This is a genomic window from Peribacillus muralis, from assembly GCF_001645685.2.
GTDB classification, from domain to species: Bacteria; Bacillota; Bacilli; order Bacillales; family DSM-1321; genus Peribacillus; species Peribacillus muralis_A.
Genome location: NZ_CP017080.1, coordinates 24764 through 42850 on the forward strand (window position 1 = coordinate 24764; position 18087 = coordinate 42850).

The following is an 18087-nucleotide window of genomic DNA, read 5'->3' on the forward strand; positions in this document are numbered from 1 at the left end:
TGATGGTTTTGGATAAAACATGGCAGGATATGAGTACAATTCAGCCGCAGGTGATGACCATGCTTCAAAATAGCATAACGAAGGACAGAGTGGCACATGCCTATTTATTTGAAGGGGAAAAAGGAACAGGTAAACAAGATATAAGCAATACCTTTGCAAAAAGCTTACTTTGTGAAGCCCCGACAGCAGGTTACAAGCCATGCGAAGCATGCCGGAATTGCAAACGGATATCGAGTGGCAATCATCCAGACGTTCATCTGATAGAAAAAGATGGACTCTCCATCAAGAAGGAACAAATCAAGGGTCTCCAAGAGGAATTCTCGAAAAAGAGCGTGGAGGCAGATCGCAAGGTTTATATGATTGCCGATGCGGAAAAAATGTCGGTAGGCGCTGCCAACAGTTTGCTGAAATTCTTGGAGGAGCCCTCGGCCGACACCGTGGCGATATTGATGACCGAACAGCTTCAGAGGATTCTGCCGACGATATTATCAAGATGCCAAGTGATTTCGTTCAAGCCTTTGTCGCCTGAGAATGTGAAACGGAAGCTGATGGAACAGGATTTGGAGCCGCAGCTTGCCTCGGTTATTGCACATATAACACAGAATGTGGATTCGGGAATCGAGCTTAGCCATGATGAATGGTTTGTACAAGCTCAAAAAATAGTGGTAAAATTATATGAAGTGCTAAAACTTAATTCCTTGAAGGCATTGTTGTACCTTCAAACGGATTGGTTTTCACACTTTAAAGAAAGAGATCAGGTTGACAGAGGTCTTGATTTGTTACTTCTTATATATAAGGATTTATTATACATTCAGTTGGATAAAAAGAATCTTGTTGTCTTTCAAAGTAAACTGAAGGAATTTGAAACTCACGCTCTTCATCTTTCCTCAAGACGCCTTGCCGAGCATATGGCGTGTATTTTGGAAGCAAAAAGAAAACTGATGTCCAACACGAATCCACAGCTGTTGATGGAACAGCTTGTGCTGAATTTGCAGGAGGGATCATGATTTGTATGATGTTGTAGGTGTCCGCTTTAAAAAAGCGGGCAAAATATACTACTTTGATCCGGGTGAATTCGCTATTCCTAAGGACGATTTTGTAATAGTGGAGACTGTCCGCGGTGTTGAATTCGGTAAAGTTGTTACAGCCCGTAAGCAAGTAGATGAAAATGATGTTGTCCTGCCATTGAAAAAAGTACTTCGGGTAGCTGATGCGAAAGATAAGCTCATTGTTGATGAAAACAAGGCTGCTGCAGAAGAGGCTTACTCAATATGCTGTCAAAAGGTCATTGAGCATAAGCTGGATATGAAGCTAGTCGATGTGTCATATACATTCGATAGAAATAAAGTCGTGTTCTACTTTACAGCGGATGGTCGAGTCGATTTCCGCGATTTAGTCAAAGATTTAGCTGCCATATTCAGAACTCGGATAGAACTGCGCCAGATTGGGGTAAGGGATGAGGCAAAGATGCTTGGCGGAATCGGGCCATGTGGCCGGATGCTTTGCTGCTCCACATTTCTTGGGGATTTTGAACCGGTTTCCATCAAAATGGCGAAGGATCAAAATTTATCATTGAACCCTACAAAAATCTCAGGATTATGCGGTCGATTGATGTGCTGTCTGAAATATGAAAATGACGAGTATGAAAGTGCGAAGGAAATGCTTCCTGATTTAGGTGAAATGATTAATACGCCTGGTGGAAAAGGCAAGGTAGTTGGGCTTAATATTCTAGAACGCGTACTTCAGATTGAACTAATCGAGCAGGAAAGAGTATTAGAGTATACTCTAGATGAGATTCTAAAAGAGGGAGCCGTTTCTATTCAAGCCACAGATTATTAAGGTGGTGGGAGAGCGTGGATAAGAAAGCTATTTTTGAGTCGGTGACCAATATGGAAACCCAGATAGGTCAATTATATAAGCAGCTTGGGGAATTGAAGCAGAACCTGGCTGAAATTCTTGAGGAAAACCAGTCGCTCAAGCTGGAAAACGAGCACTTGCGTCATCGGTTAGGACTTGCGGAAGTCGAAACTGCGCCTGCTGCGGTAAAGATGAAGCAGAAAGTGAAAAATCGCACCTCAAGTGCGGACAAGGTTATGGATATCGGAGAAGGCTATGATAATTTAGCCCGTATCTATCAAGAGGGCTTCCATATTTGTAATCTGCATTTTGGCAGTTTACGAAAAGAAGGAGATTGCCTGTTCTGTTTATCGTTTTTAAATAAGAAGTGATAAAGGAATAATATGAAAGAGTGCACCATCTCTTTTAAAATGATAGATAGTCCGTTTACAATATATAGTGATTCGGGGTCTGACGCATACCATGGGTCAGGCCCCTTTTCGTACGAGATGAATGTCGAAGCATGCTTGTTCCATGCATAATTAGGAGGGTAACAGCAATGGTAGAACTTAAAGGTGATGAACGCCTCGATTATCTTTTGGCTGAGAATTTAAGGATCATCCAGAGCCCATCGGTTTTTTCTTTTTCACTGGATGCCGTTTTATTATCCAGATTCGTAAATGTACCGATCCAAAAAGGGAAAATCGTCGATCTCTGCTCGGGGAATGGAGTGGTACCATTACTGCTGAGTACAAGAACGAAAGCGGCAATCACGGGCGTCGAGATTCAAGAACGGTTATATGACATGGCCCAGAGAAGCATGGACCATAATGGCCTATCCTCCCGGATTGAGGTGATCCATGGGGATATAAAAGAGATGCCAGAACAGATAGGTTATAGCAAATATGATGTGGTTACTTGCAATCCCCCTTATTTTCCGACACCATCGGTCGAGGAAATAAATAAAAATGAGCATTTTGCCATTGCCCGGCATGAGATCATGTGTAATCTGGAAGACGTCATGCGCGTTTCCAGCCAGCTCCTGCGTCAAGGGGGAAAGGCCGCATTTGTCCATCGGCCGGGCCGCCTGATGGATATCCTGCATTTCATGAGGATGTACAGGCTTGAACCGAAGCGGTTGCAATTCGTTTATCCTAAAAGTTCAAAGGAAGCCAATACGATTCTCATTGAAGGAATTAAGGATGGGAACCCTGATTTGAAGATTTTGCCTCCGCTTGTTGTATATAATGATGATAATGAGTATAATCCAGAAATCAGAAGGATTTTATATGGAGAAGAATAAGCATTATTTTTATGTTGTAAGATGCAGGGATGGCAGCTATTATGCAGGATATACAAATGACTTGGAGCGAAGGCTTGCTGCCCATAATCAAGGCAAGGGGGCAAAGTATACACGAGGACGCACCCCGGTTGAACTGATTCATCATGAAATTTTCGAAACACAGACATTGGCCATGCAGGCTGAATATAAATTCAAGCAACTATCAAGAAAGCAAAAGCAAATGTGGATGGATAAGGAGGATATATGATATGTGGCAGCAGAAGAGTTTTGAAAAAGAAGGATTGGAACCAGCGCTATATCTTGTCCCTACACCGATAGGGAACCTTGAGGATATGAGCTTTCGGGCTTTAAGGATCTTAAAGGAAGCGAATGTCATTGCTGCAGAGGACACACGGAATACGAAGAAATTATGCAATTACTTTGAAATTTCGACACCTATCGTCAGCTACCATGAACATAATAAGGAATATAGCGGAAAGCAGATGTTAGAGAGGCTGCGGTCAGGAGAGGTCATCGCTTTGGTAAGTGATGCAGGCTTACCGACAATCTCCGATCCTGGATATGAACTGGTCAAGGATGCAATTGCCGAGCAGTTTAAAGTCATACCGTTGCCGGGTGCCAATGCCGCATTGACGGCATTGATTGCATCGGGGCTTGCGCCGCAGCCCTTTTACTTTTATGGATTTTTACAGCGTGGAGCTAAAGAAAAGAAGCGTGAATTGGAAAAGCTGAAAAAGATGGAATCTACTTGGATCATATATGAATCGCCGCATCGCTTAAAAGAAACATTGAAACATATGCAGGAAATTCTAGGTGAGCGGCGCATTGTATTATGCCGTGAATTAACCAAGAAATTCGAAGAGTTCATTCGTGGGACAATAAGTGAAGCGTTGACGTGGGCAACGGATTCTGAAATCCGTGGCGAATTCTGTTTAATAATCGAAGGCGGGCAATTGCCCGACGTTGAGGCTTCCGACGCCTGGTGGATGTCCCTTGATTTAGTCGGGCATGTCAATCATTATGTAGAAGCCGAGCAGTACACTTCAAAGGACGCCATCAAGCAAGTCGCCAAGGATCGCGATATTCAAAAACGCGAGGTGTATCAAGCGTATCACATTGATGTCGAAGATAAATGAGCACAAAAAAACTTCCGAGGTTCGGAAGTTTTTTTATGTATAGCATTTTTATTTAGAAGTCGTGAAACTTTGTTGAATTTCTTGGATAAGCAATTCAGCACCTTCACGGCTAAGAATCAATTTACCGTTGGCAAGTGTAAGGTTGTTATCGGAAACTTCACCTGTAACTTGGCAAGTCATGTTTGGTTTGTATTTTTTCAAGATGATGCGCTCGTCATCAACATAGATTTCAAGAGCGTCTTTCTCGGCGATACCCAATGTGCGACGAAGCTCGATTGGAATAACGACCCGGCCTAATTCATCAACTTTACGAACAATACCTGTAGATTTCATTATAGAATTTCTCCTCTCAGATTACAATCTAGTACCCTATTTCTATTTTTTTCGCCAATATTCGACAAATTTTTTTATAAATTTATAATACCAGCCATTCCCATATCCGTCAATGATTTATTTTCATTTTTTTGTAAGAAAAGAGCATGACAGCATTTCCTTGGATTAAAAAGGCTTTTAAGGAGCAAAAACCGAATATGCCTTCAGTATGGTTTGATCAATTATGCCTATCTCCACAATTCGACAAAAGACTTCTTTATTATATGACTAAATGCAATTTAGTTTCAAAGCAAAAGTCCTCAATTAAGGATAATTTCCTAAAAAAAAGCCTTCAAATATGTGATTTGTTGCACAGAAACAGCTTTTTAGGTATATTTTGTGGAGGTAAGAGGTAATGCTGACAAAAAGGAAGTTACCTTCTGAACATTATATTTAATGACATCATTCCAAACTATCCTTATAACAATATCATGATGATTTGATTTGTGATTATTGTCGCGTAGAATCGCATATAGCGTTAAAATAGAGATAATAGCTTTTAATATAGTCTGATGGCTTTGGCAAGTCCCATAGCCAGTTTTTTTAAAAAGATGAGGAGGGAACGAAGTGCAAGATAAACTAAAAACATTTTATATCACGACACCCATATATTATCCGAGTGGTAATTTACATATAGGGCATGCGTACACGACAGTGGCAGGTGATGCCATGGCCCGCTATAAAAGGATGCGGGGCTTTGATGTCATGTATTTGACAGGGACTGATGAGCACGGGCAAAAAATCCAGCGTAAAGCGGCTGAAGAAGGAATCACCCCACAGCAATACGTGGATAATATCGTAACGGGGATTAAAGAGCTATGGGAAAAGCTTGATATTTCATATGATGATTTCATTCGAACGACGGAAGATCGCCATAAAGAGGTTGTAGCCAAAATTTTCAAAAGGCTTCTTGACCAGGGCGATATTTACTTGGACCAATATGAAGGCTGGTATTGTACACCTTGTGAATCTTTCTTCACGGAACGTCAGGTAGAAGAAAGCAATGGAAATTGTCCGGATTGCGGCCGACCTGTCGAAAAAGTGAAAGAGGAATCTTACTTCTTTAAAATGAGTAAATATGCAGATCGATTATTGAAGTTTTACGAGGAGAACCCTGATTTCATCCAACCGGAATCCCGTAAAAACGAAATGATCAATAACTTCATTAAACCTGGATTGGAAGATCTGGCCGTTTCCCGTACTACGTTCGATTGGGGAATCAAGGTGCCGGGAGATCCAAAGCACGTCATTTATGTATGGATTGACGCCTTGACCAATTATATAACGGCTTTAGGATATGGGACGGATAATGATTCCAAATACTTGAATTATTGGCCTGCTGATGTACATCTAGTCGGAAAGGAAATCGTTCGTTTCCATACCATATATTGGCCGATCATGCTGATGGCTCTGGATGTACCGCTTCCTAAGAAAGTCTTTGCCCATGGCTGGCTTTTGATGAAAGATGGTAAAATGTCGAAATCAAAAGGGAATGTGGTCGATCCCGTTACATTGATTGATCGTTACGGCTTGGATTCTTTACGTTATTACCTATTGCGTGAAGTTCCCTTCGGTTCTGACGGGGTATTCACTCCTGAGGGATTTGTGGAACGAATCAATTTTGACCTGGCAAATGATTTAGGGAATTTGTTAAACCGAACGGTGGCCATGGTCAATAAATACTTTGATGGTGTGATTCCTAGCTATCAAGGGTCCGATCGTGAATTCGAGAAAGCTTTGCTGGAAATGAATCATGATACGGTTGGCAAGTATGAGGAAGCGATGGAAAACATGGAGTTTTCAGTTGCGCTGACGTCCATTTGGCAGCTTGTGAGCAGAACGAACAAATTCATTGATGAGACGCAGCCATGGACGCTTGCCAAAGATGAAGCAAGAAAAGAAGAACTAGCCAGTGTGATGGTTCACTTGGCTGAATCATTACGCAGGACGGCCATCCTTTTGAAGCCATTCTTGACACAAACGCCGGAAAAAATCTTTGCCCAGCTCAGCATCAAGGATGAAGTGTTAACTTCCTGGGATAGCTTGGCGGAATTTGGCCAAATCCCTGCTGAAACGAAAGTGTTGAAGGGAGAACCGATCTTCCCGCGCTTGGACATGGAAGAGGAGGTTTCGTATATTAAAGAGCAAATGCAAGGCAGCACCCCCGCAGCGCCGGAAAAAGCGGAAGAGACCATTCAAGAGGTTGATGAAATTACAATAGATGACTTCACAAAAGTGGAGCTTCGTGTCGCCCAGGTCATTGAGGTGGAACCGGTGAAGAAGGCGGATAAGCTTCTAAAACTGCAACTTGATTTAGGCTATGAAAAACGCCAAGTCGTATCAGGCATCGCCCAGCACTATAAACCTGAAGAATTAGTCGGTAAAAAAGTGATATGCGTAACGAATTTAAAGCCTGTTAAGCTTCGTGGTGAGCTCTCGCAAGGTATGATTTTGGCTGGCAGTCAGGACGGCAAGCTTTCAGTCGCTACCATCGATTCATCTATTCCAAATGGATCTAAGGTGAAATAAATCCCCGAAAAACATAAAGGTGTTTCATATGAAACATTTTTATGTTTTTTTCTTTATGGTTTTGGAAAAAGTAAAGAGGCGTACATTACCCTCTGTAATCTGTTTGTTATCCAATTGTGAAACATAATACATTCATTCTTAAATAAAATAGTGCTAGAAAGGAAGAAAAATAATGTTATTCGATACTCACGTTCATGTAAATGCGGAGCAATTCAACGAAGACCTTGAGGAAGTTATTGAAAGGGCCAAGGAAGCAGGAGTGAATAATATGGTCGTAGTCGGCTTTGACAGACCAACTATTAAAAGGGCGATGGAGTTGGTAGAAACTTATGATTTCATGTATGCTGCAGTCGGATGGCACCCGGTTGATGCCATAGATATGACCGAAGATGACTTACAATGGATCGAGGAGCTATCCAATCATCCAAAGGTCGTGGCCATTGGTGAAATGGGACTTGATTATCATTGGGATAAATCCCCTAAAGATATTCAAAAAGAGGTATTCAGAAAGCAAATCCGATTGGCGAAAAAAGTGGGGCTGCCCATCATCATTCATAATCGCGAGGCGACGGCAGATATCGTGAATATTTTGAAGGAAGAAGAGGCCTCCAGTGTGGGCGGCATCATGCATTGCTTTAGCGGCAGTGCGGAAACGGCCTTGGAATGCGTTGATATGAATTTTTATATTTCGTTAGGTGGTCCCGTGACCTTTAAAAATGCCAAAAAACCAAAAGAGGTAGCAGCTGCCGTGCCTTTAGACAGGTTGTTGATCGAGACCGATTGTCCATATTTGGCACCGCATCCTTTTAGGGGTAAACGTAACGAACCTTCTTATGTGAAGCTGGTTGCCGAACAAATCGCGGAAATCAAACAGTTATCGATAGAGGAAGTTTCCAAGACCACGACGGAAAACGCCAAAAAATTATTCGGCATTAACTGACAGCTTTTTTGACAATTCCCATCGGGATTCGCTAGCGAAAATCGCATTTTTTTGGATTTGAACCAATCTCACTCCCTTTATGGGCTTATTATGTCGAGAAGTCGCCCTTTCCTTTTGATTCCGTACTATGCATAATAGGTAGTAATTTCCTGAATGAGAAGTGAATGGGTTGACAGCTTGATAACTAAGTCTATATAATCACCGGGAGGAAGGAGGAGTTTTTCATTCTATTAAAAACTATGAAAAGCCTTATTCCCAAACCGCTTGGGAAGAAGAGAATGGCAATGGCCATATGCAGTGCGATTCTTGTTTCTGCAGCATTGGGATTACTAATCCATCAAGGAACGAAGCATACAGTCACAATCATGCTAGACGGAAAAAAAGAGGTAGTGCGGACACACGCGGCTACTGTAAATGATATGTTGAAAGATTTAGAGATTACCGTTCAAGCCGCGGATTATGTCCACCCATCAGGAGAAAGTAAGGTGGGCGATAATTTAGAGGTGGTCTATAAGCCTGCACAAAAAATCGTCATGAATGAAGATGGTAAAACCGAGGAAGTTTGGTCGACGGCTGATACGGTTAACGAATTTTTACAAGAACAAGATCTTAATCTGAAGGAACAGGATAAGATCACGCCTTCAAAAGATACGAAGCTAAAAGAGAATATGGAAGTTGCCATAGACAAAGCCTTTTCTCTGAAATTGGTGGTAGGCGGTAATGAAAAACAGGTATGGTCAACTTCGACTACTGTCGCTGACTTTTTAAAGCAACAAGGAGTAAAACTCAATGATTTGGATCGAGTTGAGCCAGAACTAGCCAAGAAAGTTGAAGCTAAGAATACGGTAAACGTAATTCGAATTGAAAAAGTCACCGATGTAGTGGAAGAACCAGTTGACTTTGCTGTCATTACGAAAAAAGATGACTCCTTATCAAAAGGGAAAGAGAAAATTGTCAAAGAGGGCAAAGACGGACTCATTTCCAGGAAATTCGAAGTTGTCAAAGAAGATGGCAAAGAAGTCAAAAGAGAATTACTATCAGAAAAAGTCGTGAATGAAAAGCAGGATAAGGTTGTGACGGTCGGAACGAAAACGACGGTTGCCCAAGCCTCACGCGGCGTAACCAACGTCAGTTCGCCAAATGGAAAAGAGATATACGTTTCATCAACGGCCTATACGGCCAGTTGCAAGGGCTGTTCAGGTGTCACGTCTACAGGGGTGAATCTCAAGAGTAATCCCGGTGCAAAAATCATTGCTGTCGATCCAAGCGTAATCCCCTTAGGGTCGAAAGTCTATGTAGAAGGCTATGGCTATGCAGTGGCTGCTGACAAAGGCGGCGCCATCAAGGGGAATAAGATCGACGTTTTCTTTTCCTCGAAAAATGACGCCTACCGTTGGGGTGTAAAGCAAGTGAAGATTCGCGTATTGGACTAATAAGGTTTCTCTCGCAGGAGATGAATTCGTCTCCTGTTTTTTGACGTTTTATTTTCCATTTGTTGAAAAACCTCATGTAAAACTGTTTTAATAAGATAGACGTGTTAAAACCGATAAGATGTGATGATGGACGTGACTGGATCCCGTTGCCCAGTCCCCGATTTACATTCAGCGAATGGGCAGGCATCTTCCGGTGACCCAAGTGTATGTATCAAGAGCGATTCAAAGCGTTTTCGCTTTTCTGTATGGAGGATAACATGAAAAAAATCAAAGAAATCATTGTTGTAGAAGGTAAGGACGATACCGTAGCGATAAAAAGGGCTGTTAATGCCGATACGATAGAAACGAACGGATCAGCGGTGAATGAATCATGTATTGAGCAGGTTAGGCTTGCACAACAGACCCGAGGTGCGATCATTTTCACAGATCCCGATTTTCCCGGTCAAAAAATCAGGAATATCATTTCAGAACAGGTAAAAGGCTGTAAACACGCCTTTTTAACGAAGAAGGAAGCCCTCCCTAAGTCGGGCAGGGGGATCGGTGTGGAGCATGCTTCCCCTGAGGCAATCCGTAATGCTTTGAAGGATGCACAATTGATGGATGAAGAGGCTTCGGAAGAAATTTCACAGCAGGATTTAATCGATGCAGGTTTAATAGGCGGTCCTGGTGCCAAGGAACGAAGGGAAAGACTTGGAACCATTTTGAAAATCGGATTCACCAATGGAAAGCAGTTATATAAACGACTGAAAATGTTCCAAATATCAACCGAGACTTTTTATGAAGCGATGATACAGATCAATCAGGAGGAAAACCATGAATAAGGATATTGCAACCCCCGTCAGGACGAAGGATATACTGAAAAAGTACGGATTCTCCTTTAAAAAGAGCTTAGGCCAAAACTTTTTAATCGATACGAATATTTTGAAGCGCATCGTCGATCATGCCCATTTGACAGAGGAAAGCGGAGCGATTGAGATCGGCCCGGGAATCGGAGCTTTGACGGAACAACTTGCGAAAAGCAGTAAAAAGGTTACGGCATTCGAAATTGATCAGCGTTTACTGCCGATCTTATCGGATACATTGGCCCCTTATGACAATGTGAACATCATTCACGGAGATGTTCTAAAGGCGGACGTGAAAAAGGTCATCGAGGAAGAATTCACTGGCTTCTCGGATATAATGGTCGTGGCAAATCTGCCGTACTACGTGACGACGCCAATCATTTTAAAGCTATTGTCCGAGAATCTTCCGATCAGGGGCATCGTGTGCATGCTGCAGAAGGAAGTGGCTGACCGAATTGCGGCTAAACCCGGAACGAAGGAATACGGTTCCTTATCGATTGCCATTCAATATTATACGGAAGCCGAGACCGTGATGATCGTTCCCAAAACGGTATTCATGCCTCAGCCTAATGTCGATTCAGCAGTAATTCGTCTTACTAAGCGGGTTAATCCTATCGTAGAGGTCCTTGATGAGGAATTCTTCTTCATTGTCACAAGGGCCAGCTTCGCGCAGCGCCGGAAAACGATTTTAAACAACTTAACGAGCCAGCTTCCGGATGGAAAAACGAAAAAAGAACTTATAATTGCTGCTCTCGAAGCATCGGAAGTGGATCCGTCCAGACGTGGTGAAACATTGAGCATTGCCGAATTTGGCCGCTTGAGTGATGCACTTTTGCCAAATTTCAAATAAGGAAATAGAAAAAATCGGAAGGGGGTCACTCCCAGCTTCCGGTTTTTTTGTTTGGTTGTTAATCCGCATAATGGCAACGGAACGATGAAGATGTTCGAGCCCACCTTTCACCATTCATGTTTGGCTTGCATAACTTAAGAGTGAAAATAAACTAGGGCGGGCTGAAAATAAGTCTTCTCATGGGGTGGGGCCATGAATATTCAAATAAACGATATTGTTGGTCGGGTTTCTTATAAATGTGACGTGCTGTTCCGGGTAATCGATATCCGTGATATTGCCGGTAGACGTGAAGCAGTCCTTTATGGGGAAGATATCCGACTGATCGCAGATGCACCTTTTCAAGATTTAATGATCATTAATGATCATGAAAGAAATGATCGCCAAAGGTCGAATGAAGCGTTACAAGAACAATCTTACCGCTTATTGACACAAGACCTTGAGCTGCAGCAGCAAAAAAATGGCTATCAATCCAGTAATGGTTATCGCTATAGCGGTGAATATTTTCAGATACCAGGCAGGGTCCTCCATGTTGATGGAGATGCATCTTACTTAAGGAAATGCCTTGATTTATACCAAAAATTCGGCATTCCGGTCAATGGTGTCTATTGCAATGAAAAGGAAATGCCTCAACGCATCGGGGGGCTGCTGGACCATTACAGACCGGATATCCTTGTTGTCACTGGTCACGACGCCTATTCAAAATCAAAAGGGCCGATGTCCGATATCAATGCTTACCGTCACTCAAACGACTTTGTCCAGACAGTGAGGGAGGCGAGAAGGAAGGTCTCGCATTTAGACCAGCTGATTATATTTGCCGGTGCTTGTCAATCTCATTTTGAATCACTTATCCAAGCTGGGGCAAATTTTGCGAGCTCTCCTTCGCGTGTCAATATTCATGCTCTTGATCCCGTATATATCGTCGGAAAAGTTAGCTTCACTCCTTATATCGAGAATATTCATGTATGGGATGTCCTTCGGAATACGTTAACGGGTGAGAAAGGATTAGGCGGGATTGAAACAAGAGGGGTGTTACGGACCGGACTGCCATTCAAGCCATTTCAGGAAGAATGAACGGGCTGCATTTTTAAAAGAATGCAGCCTGCTTTTAACTTAACAGGATTCGGAAACTCTCCTGGAAAACCTGTTAATTAAGGAAATGTCGACGAGAGATAACGATTTAGTTACGAAAATTCGGCTGATTGAATAACGAAATAGTTCGTTTACATATTTTTTCATTTCCCAGGATATAATAAAATTGTTCGCGATTTTGCCGAATTTCAGGAAAAAAATATTGACTACATTTTTAAGTGCTGATATAATTTATTATTTTGTTTGCGTATATTTGTAAATTGTGATATACTTAACTTAGTGAGGTGGACCGAAAATGCCAAAAACTCTAGCTGATATTAAAACTGCACTTGATTCAAACCTGGGTAAAAGATTGCTCTTAAAAGCAAATGGTGGAAGAAGAAAGACTGTAGAACGTTTTGGAACTTTGGCGGAAACTTATCCGGCTGTTTTTGTAATTGAGCTCGACCAAGATGAAAATGCGTTTGAAAGAGTATCTTACAGCTATGCGGATGTTTTAACGGAAACCGTAGAACTAACATTTTTAAACAAACAACAAGAGATGTAACTTAGAGGAGGCAGCGAACAATTGTTTGCTGCTTTTTGTTTTGGGTCGATGATCTCAAGAAACAAAATCGAAATTCCTAAAAGGTGTAATGAAATACGTTATGATGCAAACACTAGGGATGTGACAGCATGTGAAAGGGGTCGTTTCGCTTGAGCAGGAGAAAAGGGATTATGTCAGATGGTCTTAAAGAGGAATTGGCAAAAGAACTTGGATTTTACGATGTGGTCCAGAAAGAAGGCTGGGGAGGAATCCGGGCCAAGGACGCAGGGAACATGGTGAAGCTTGCTATCGAAAAAGCACAACGTCAATTGGTGAACAAAGAGTAAATTGAACACTAAATTGTAACATGCTGCCACATTTAAAGAAACCGGGCTCCCGATACAATGTATAGCACGATTCATTTTTGCTTACATTGTAGATAAGGAGTCTGGTTTTTTTTACGTAAGCAGAGAGGAGCTGCTCTTCCGTAAGCCTACTACATGTGTCCATTCGCCTCTTAAGGTATCTCTTAGCTTCAATACCTTGAAATTACGATGAAAAAACCTTTAGAATATAAACAAATATGATAGAATAGGACAAGAACTTTTAAGAACGTTAAAGTAGGTGGACATATTGAAGCTTATGGAAAAAGCCCCGGCTAAGATTAACTTGGCTTTGGATGTGCTTTTCAAACGGCCTGACGGGTATCATGAGGTGGAAATGATCATGACGACAGTCGACCTTGCCGATAGAATTGAACTGAAGGAAATAAAGGGAAACCATATACAAATTCTATCACATAATCGATTCGTTCCGGATGATCATCGGAATTTAGCTTATCAAGCCGCATTTATTCTAAAGGAACGTTTTGGGATCAAAAAAGGTGTTTCTATAACTATAGAGAAAAATATACCTGTAGCAGCTGGATTAGCTGGTGGAAGCAGTGACGCCGCCGCTACCTTGAGAGGCTTAAATAGACTGTGGAAGCTTGGGCTTTCCATGGATGAACTTGCGGAAATAGGAGCTGAGATTGGCTCTGATGTGTCATTTTGTGTATATGGGGGGACGGCATTGGCGAAGGGGCGCGGCGAAAAGATCACGCATCTGCCGGCACCGCCGAAATGCTGGGTCATTTTAGCGAAGCCGACAATCGGCGTTTCCACGGCTGATATATACAAAAGGCTCCAAATTTCAAAAATGGACCATCCGGATGTACCTGGAATGATCTCGGCCATCAAGGAAAACAGTTACCAGGATGTATGTGCTGGGTTAGGTAATGTTCTGGAGCAAGTGACATTGCAGTTATATCCAGAGGTTGCAAATATTAAAGATCAAATGAAGACATTTGGTGCAGATTCGGTATTGATGAGCGGTAGTGGTCCGACCGTTTTCGGTTTGGTGGAACATGACTCGCGGATGCAAAGAATATATAACGGTCTGCGCGGATTTTGTGATCAAGTCTATGCGGTTCGTTTATTGGGCGATCGAAACAATCTTGAATAGAAACGTACATTAATGGTATAGTTGCTATATAATATTCGGAATTCACAAAGGGGGTGTCTCAATGAAATTTCGTCGCAGCGAAAGGCTGGTCGATATGACCAATTATTTATTAGAACATCCGGGGGAGCTTGTCTCACTGACCTATTTTGCTGAAAGGTATAGCTCGGCTAAATCCTCGATCAGTGAAGATTTGACAATCATCAAGGATACCTTCGAACAGCGCGGGATCGGATCGTTAACGACCGTTCCAGGTGCGGCAGGCGGCGTGAAATATATCGTTTCCATCAAGGAAGGCGAAGCAAATGCCTTCATTGACGAATTATGCGAAACGATTGCCAGTCCCGAAAGACTTCTTCCTGGCGGCTATCTGTATATGACAGATATATTAGGGCATCCGCAAACCGTGAATAAGGTTGGCAGGATCATCGCTTCCATGTATGCCCGGAAAAATGTCTCTGTCATCATGACCATGGCAACCAAAGGGATCTCATTGGCCTATGCCGTGGCGAACTATTTGAACGTTCCGGTCGTCATCGTAAGAAGGAATAATAAAGTGACGGAAGGTTCTACGGTGAGCATCAATTATGTTTCGGGATCTTCAAAGAGAATTCAGACGATGGTGCTTTCGAAAAGAAGTTTGGTTGAGGGTTCGAATGTATTGATTGTGGATGATTTCATGAAGGCTGGGGGCACCATTAATGGCATGGTCAGTTTATTGGATGAATTCAAGGCGACAGTAGCCGGAATCGCGGTACTTGTTGAATCGGAGCATACCGAGGAATGCCTTGTCGAGGATTATGTATCCTTAATCAAGTTGACACAGGTAGTCGAAAGAGACAAAAAAATCAATGTCAGCCGTGGAAATTATTTTTCTAAAAAGGAATAGGGGGAATTCTTTCATGAAAACGATACATACGAATGAAGCACCAGCAGCAATCGGCCCGTACTCACAAGGCGTAATCGTCGATAAGTTATTTTTCAGCTCTGGACAAATACCGCTTACTGCTGCCGGTGAAATGGTGACGGGTGATGTCAAGGAACAAACACACCAAGTGTTCAACAACCTTCAAGCTGTATTGAAAGAAGCGGGGGCATCCTTGGAAACAGTCATAAAAGCTACTGTATTCATTAAAAGCATGGACGATTTCGGATCGATCAATGAAGTTTATGGAGAGTATTTTTCCAGTCACAAACCTGCACGATCTTGTGTAGAGGTTGCACGCCTCCCTAAAGATGCACTGGTGGAAATAGAAGTGGTTGCGCTCGTTAAATAAACGGGCGTTTTTTTAAATTTTAAGGGGCATACGTAATGGGTATTTTTCCTGAAATTTATGGATGTTTTCTATAATTATTGAAAACTAGGCTGAATTTTCTAAAAAAATTACAGATAATAGAAGGAGTTCACGATTTTTTGTTGAATATGTACTTTAAGTTTTAACAACAACAAAAAGGGATGGTGAGCTTAAATGGAAGTAACTGACGTAAGATTACGCCGTGTGACTACGGATGGTCGTATGAGAGCTATCGCATCAATTACATTGGATAATGAATTTGTGGTTCATGATATTCGTGTAATCGACGGAAACAATGGTTTATTTGTAGCAATGCCAAGTAAACGAACTCCAGATGGAGAATTCCGGGATATCGCTCATCCAATCAATTCCTCGACACGCGGTAAAATTCAAGAAGCTGTCTTGACAGAATATCATCGATTGGGAGAACTTGAAACTGAACTAGAGGAAGCTGGAGCTGGGGCTTCTTAATCAAATCTTACTCTTGACATTAAAATTTAAACTCGTGCACCTAGAGCCTACTTCATAAGTAGTGCTCTTTTTTAGTTTATTCGAAAGCGGCAGCCTTAGAACCCTTCCGATTTGCGTTGGTTCTTCAAAATTTAATTACCCTGCCTTTTTATTTTTCAAACCTTTTTAATGATTTTTTTCACTATCCGGTCAGTCCATTCATTTAAAAAAAGGGCGTTCAAGCGGATTGTAGCTGGTGAAGAACGGACGATGCAATGCTGCTTTAAAGAGTTCGCATAGGGTGTGTAGGCGTATCCCATCTTTTGAGATAAATCGGTGGAGAGAGCTTTCCAGGAGGGTGAGACTCGGTTTCTGCGTGATTATGCTCATGAAAAGAAGTGCCTAACAGGAATCTAGCATTTTTTCATGGAATTGAAGGCTGCCAAAGGATGAACCGTAAAGCAGAATGGCTAACGGAAATCGAATCTTTTCTGATTGGGGCGGTTGACAATAATATGTACTTTTAATTGTTACCTTGAAATGAATCACTATTTGAGATAATATTTTTAGTGGATAAAAAGGTGAAAATGGAGGCCTGTTATGAGTAATCGCTATGCAATAATATTGGCCGCTGGGCAAGGTACTAGGATGAAATCTAAGCTTTATAAGGTTTTGCACCCTGTTTGCGGGAAACCAATGGTACAACATGTTATCGATCATGTCAATCAACTTCAAATAGAAGATATTGTAACAGTCATCGGCCATGGAGCTGAAAAAGTTCAGGAGCAGCTTGGTGATTCATGCAAGTATGCCTTACAGGATCAGCAATTAGGTACGGCACATGCTGTCATGCAAGCGGAGGATGCATTATGCGGTAAAAGCGGAACGACCCTTGTAATTTGCGGTGATACTCCCTTGATCAAAGCAGAAACGATGGAAGAGCTCATAGCATTGCATGAGCAGAGTCAGGCGAAAGCAACAATTTTAACGGCTTATGCAGATAACCCAACTGGCTACGGAAGGGTCCTTCGAGGTGAAGGTGGCCTTGTAGAAAAAATCGTCGAGCATAAGGATGCCTCCGATGATGAAAGATATGTTAAGGAAATAAATACCGGTACATATTGCTTCGACAACCAAGCCTTGTTTAGCGCGTTGAAAAAGGTTTCAAATGAAAATGTCCAGGGCGAATATTACCTGCCGGATGTTATTGAAATTTTAAAACAAGAAGGCGAAACAGTGACGGCATTCCAATCCAGTGATTTCGAGGAGACATTGGGTGTAAATGACCGTGTGGCTTTATCGCAGGCCGAGCAGATATTACGGAAACGCATCAATGAATCGCATATGCGGAATGGTGTAACGATCATCGACCCACTGACTACTTTCATTGAAGCGGATGTGCAAATCGGGCAGGATACGGTCATCAACCCAGGATCATGCATCAAGGGGAACAGTGTGATCGGCCAAGATTGCTTGATTGGCCCGAATACGGAAATCTGCGATTGTGAAATTGGTGATGGAACGGAAATCTTCCAATCGGTCGTGCATGAAAGCAGGATTGGAAGTGCCGTTAAAATCGGGCCATTCGCTCATGTGAGACCTCATTCGGAAATTCACGATTCCGTTAAAATCGGTAATTTTGTCGAAATCAAAAAGGCCGTTTTTGGCAATGGAAGCAAAGCCTCGCATTTGAGTTATATCGGTGATGCAGAGGTTGGAGAGAATGTTAATATTGGCTGCGGATCTATTACCGTGAACTACGACGGTAAAAATAAGCATTTGACGAAGATTGAGGACAATGTCTTCATAGGCTGCAACTCTAATCTCGTTGCACCTGTGACAATAGGAGAAGGGGCATATGTGGCTGCAGGGTCAACCATAACGCAAGATGTACCGCAGGAAGCCTTGTCAGTAGCCCGGGCTCGTCAAGTCAACAAAGAAGATTATGTGAAGAATTTAAAATTCAATAAATAACCGACGGAGGTC

20 protein-coding genes are annotated in these 18087 nt (G+C 42.2%); 19 read left to right on the forward strand and 1 reads right to left on the reverse strand.

Going from position 1 to position 18087, the window contains the following annotated elements; translation table 11 throughout:
- The first annotated feature begins 2 nt into the window (after positions 1-2).
- From holB to rsmI, 6 genes are all read left to right on the forward strand, one after another.
- Positions 3-1007: a DNA polymerase III subunit delta' gene (gene holB, locus ABE28_RS00130; protein ID WP_156775655.1), complete on the forward strand. Its 1005-nt coding sequence runs from the start codon at positions 3-5 to the stop codon at positions 1005-1007.
- 1 nt (position 1008) lies between these two features.
- Entirely contained in the window at positions 1009-1839 is an 831-nt protein-coding gene (locus ABE28_RS00135) for a competence/sporulation regulator complex protein RicT (RefSeq protein WP_061144047.1), read from the forward strand.
- Between the two features lie 14 nt (positions 1840-1853).
- Positions 1854-2228 carry a DNA replication initiation control protein YabA gene (yabA, locus tag ABE28_RS00140; protein ID WP_064462579.1) on the forward strand — a complete coding sequence of 125 codons (375 nt, stop codon included), beginning with the start codon at positions 1854-1856 and terminating at the stop codon, positions 2226-2228.
- A 167-nt stretch (positions 2229-2395) separates the two neighbouring features.
- Positions 2396-3139, forward strand: coding sequence for a tRNA1(Val) (adenine(37)-N6)-methyltransferase (locus ABE28_RS00145; RefSeq protein WP_064462580.1), 744 nt, complete (start codon positions 2396-2398; stop codon positions 3137-3139).
- On the forward strand, positions 3126-3386 hold the full coding sequence (locus ABE28_RS00150) for a GIY-YIG nuclease family protein (protein WP_064462581.1): 261 nt from the start codon (positions 3126-3128) through the stop codon (positions 3384-3386). The genes ABE28_RS00145 and ABE28_RS00150 overlap by 14 nt, the downstream gene beginning before the upstream one ends.
- Before the next feature lies 1 nt (position 3387).
- Positions 3388-4275, forward strand: coding sequence for a 16S rRNA (cytidine(1402)-2'-O)-methyltransferase (rsmI, locus tag ABE28_RS00155; protein WP_064462582.1), 888 nt, complete (start codon positions 3388-3390; stop codon positions 4273-4275).
- A gap of 48 nt (positions 4276-4323) precedes the next feature.
- Here the strand turns inward: rsmI and ABE28_RS00160 are convergent, their stop codons facing one another.
- On the reverse strand, positions 4324-4608 hold the full coding sequence (locus tag ABE28_RS00160; protein ID WP_064462583.1) for a transition state genes transcriptional regulator AbrB: 285 nt from the start codon (positions 4606-4608) through the stop codon (positions 4324-4326).
- A 606-nt stretch (positions 4609-5214) separates the two neighbouring features.
- On the opposite strand from ABE28_RS00160, the gene metG reads away from it, so the two are divergent.
- The 13 genes from metG to glmU all read left to right on the forward strand — a co-directional run bounded on the left by metG (position 5215) and on the right by glmU (position 18075).
- The gene (gene metG / locus ABE28_RS00165; RefSeq protein WP_064462584.1) at positions 5215-7176 is read left to right on the forward strand and encodes a methionine--tRNA ligase; all 1962 of its coding nucleotides are present in this window, start codon (positions 5215-5217) and stop codon (positions 7174-7176) included.
- 172 nt (positions 7177-7348) lie between these two features.
- Positions 7349-8116: a TatD family hydrolase gene (locus ABE28_RS00170; RefSeq protein ID WP_064462585.1), complete on the forward strand. Its 768-nt coding sequence runs from the start codon at positions 7349-7351 to the stop codon at positions 8114-8116.
- Positions 8117-8394: 278 nt separating this feature from the next.
- Complete coding sequence (locus ABE28_RS00175) at positions 8395-9549, forward strand: G5 and 3D domain-containing protein (protein WP_257390676.1); 1155 nt, start codon at positions 8395-8397, stop codon at positions 9547-9549.
- A gap of 257 nt (positions 9550-9806) precedes the next feature.
- A complete protein-coding gene (rnmV, locus tag ABE28_RS00180) occupies positions 9807-10370 on the forward strand; it encodes a ribonuclease M5 (protein ID WP_257390677.1) in 564 nt (187 codons plus the stop codon).
- Complete coding sequence (gene rsmA / locus ABE28_RS00185; RefSeq protein WP_064462587.1) at positions 10363-11241, forward strand: 16S rRNA (adenine(1518)-N(6)/adenine(1519)-N(6))-dimethyltransferase RsmA; 879 nt, start codon at positions 10363-10365, stop codon at positions 11239-11241. The genes rnmV and rsmA overlap by 8 nt, the downstream gene beginning before the upstream one ends.
- A 192-nt stretch (positions 11242-11433) precedes the next feature.
- Complete coding sequence (gene yabG / locus ABE28_RS00190) at positions 11434-12312, forward strand: sporulation peptidase YabG (RefSeq protein WP_064462588.1); 879 nt, start codon at positions 11434-11436, stop codon at positions 12310-12312.
- 313 nt (positions 12313-12625) lie between these two features.
- Entirely contained in the window at positions 12626-12877 is a 252-nt protein-coding gene (veg, locus tag ABE28_RS00195; RefSeq protein WP_034316343.1) for a biofilm formation stimulator Veg, read from the forward strand.
- A 149-nt stretch (positions 12878-13026) separates the two neighbouring features.
- Positions 13027-13203 (forward strand): protein sspF, encoded by a 177-nt coding sequence (locus tag ABE28_RS00200; protein WP_155645575.1) that lies wholly within the window; start codon positions 13027-13029, stop codon positions 13201-13203.
- Positions 13204-13489: 286 nt separating this feature from the next.
- Positions 13490-14359, forward strand: coding sequence for a 4-(cytidine 5'-diphospho)-2-C-methyl-D-erythritol kinase (gene ispE / locus ABE28_RS00205; protein WP_064462589.1), 870 nt, complete (start codon positions 13490-13492; stop codon positions 14357-14359).
- 61 nt (positions 14360-14420) lie between these two features.
- Positions 14421-15245, forward strand: a complete 825-nt coding sequence (gene purR / locus ABE28_RS00210) for a pur operon repressor (protein WP_064462590.1) — start codon at positions 14421-14423, stop codon at positions 15243-15245.
- Positions 15246-15258: 13 nt separating this feature from the next.
- On the forward strand, positions 15259-15633 hold the full coding sequence (locus ABE28_RS00215; RefSeq protein ID WP_064462591.1) for a RidA family protein: 375 nt from the start codon (positions 15259-15261) through the stop codon (positions 15631-15633).
- Between the two features lie 192 nt (positions 15634-15825).
- A complete protein-coding gene (gene spoVG / locus ABE28_RS00220; protein WP_064462592.1) occupies positions 15826-16122 on the forward strand; it encodes a septation regulator SpoVG in 297 nt (98 codons plus the stop codon).
- 579 nt (positions 16123-16701) lie between these two features.
- Positions 16702-18075 (forward strand): bifunctional UDP-N-acetylglucosamine diphosphorylase/glucosamine-1-phosphate N-acetyltransferase GlmU, encoded by a 1374-nt coding sequence (gene glmU / locus ABE28_RS00225; protein ID WP_064462593.1) that lies wholly within the window; start codon positions 16702-16704, stop codon positions 18073-18075.
- The last annotated feature ends 12 nt before the right edge of the window (positions 18076-18087 follow it).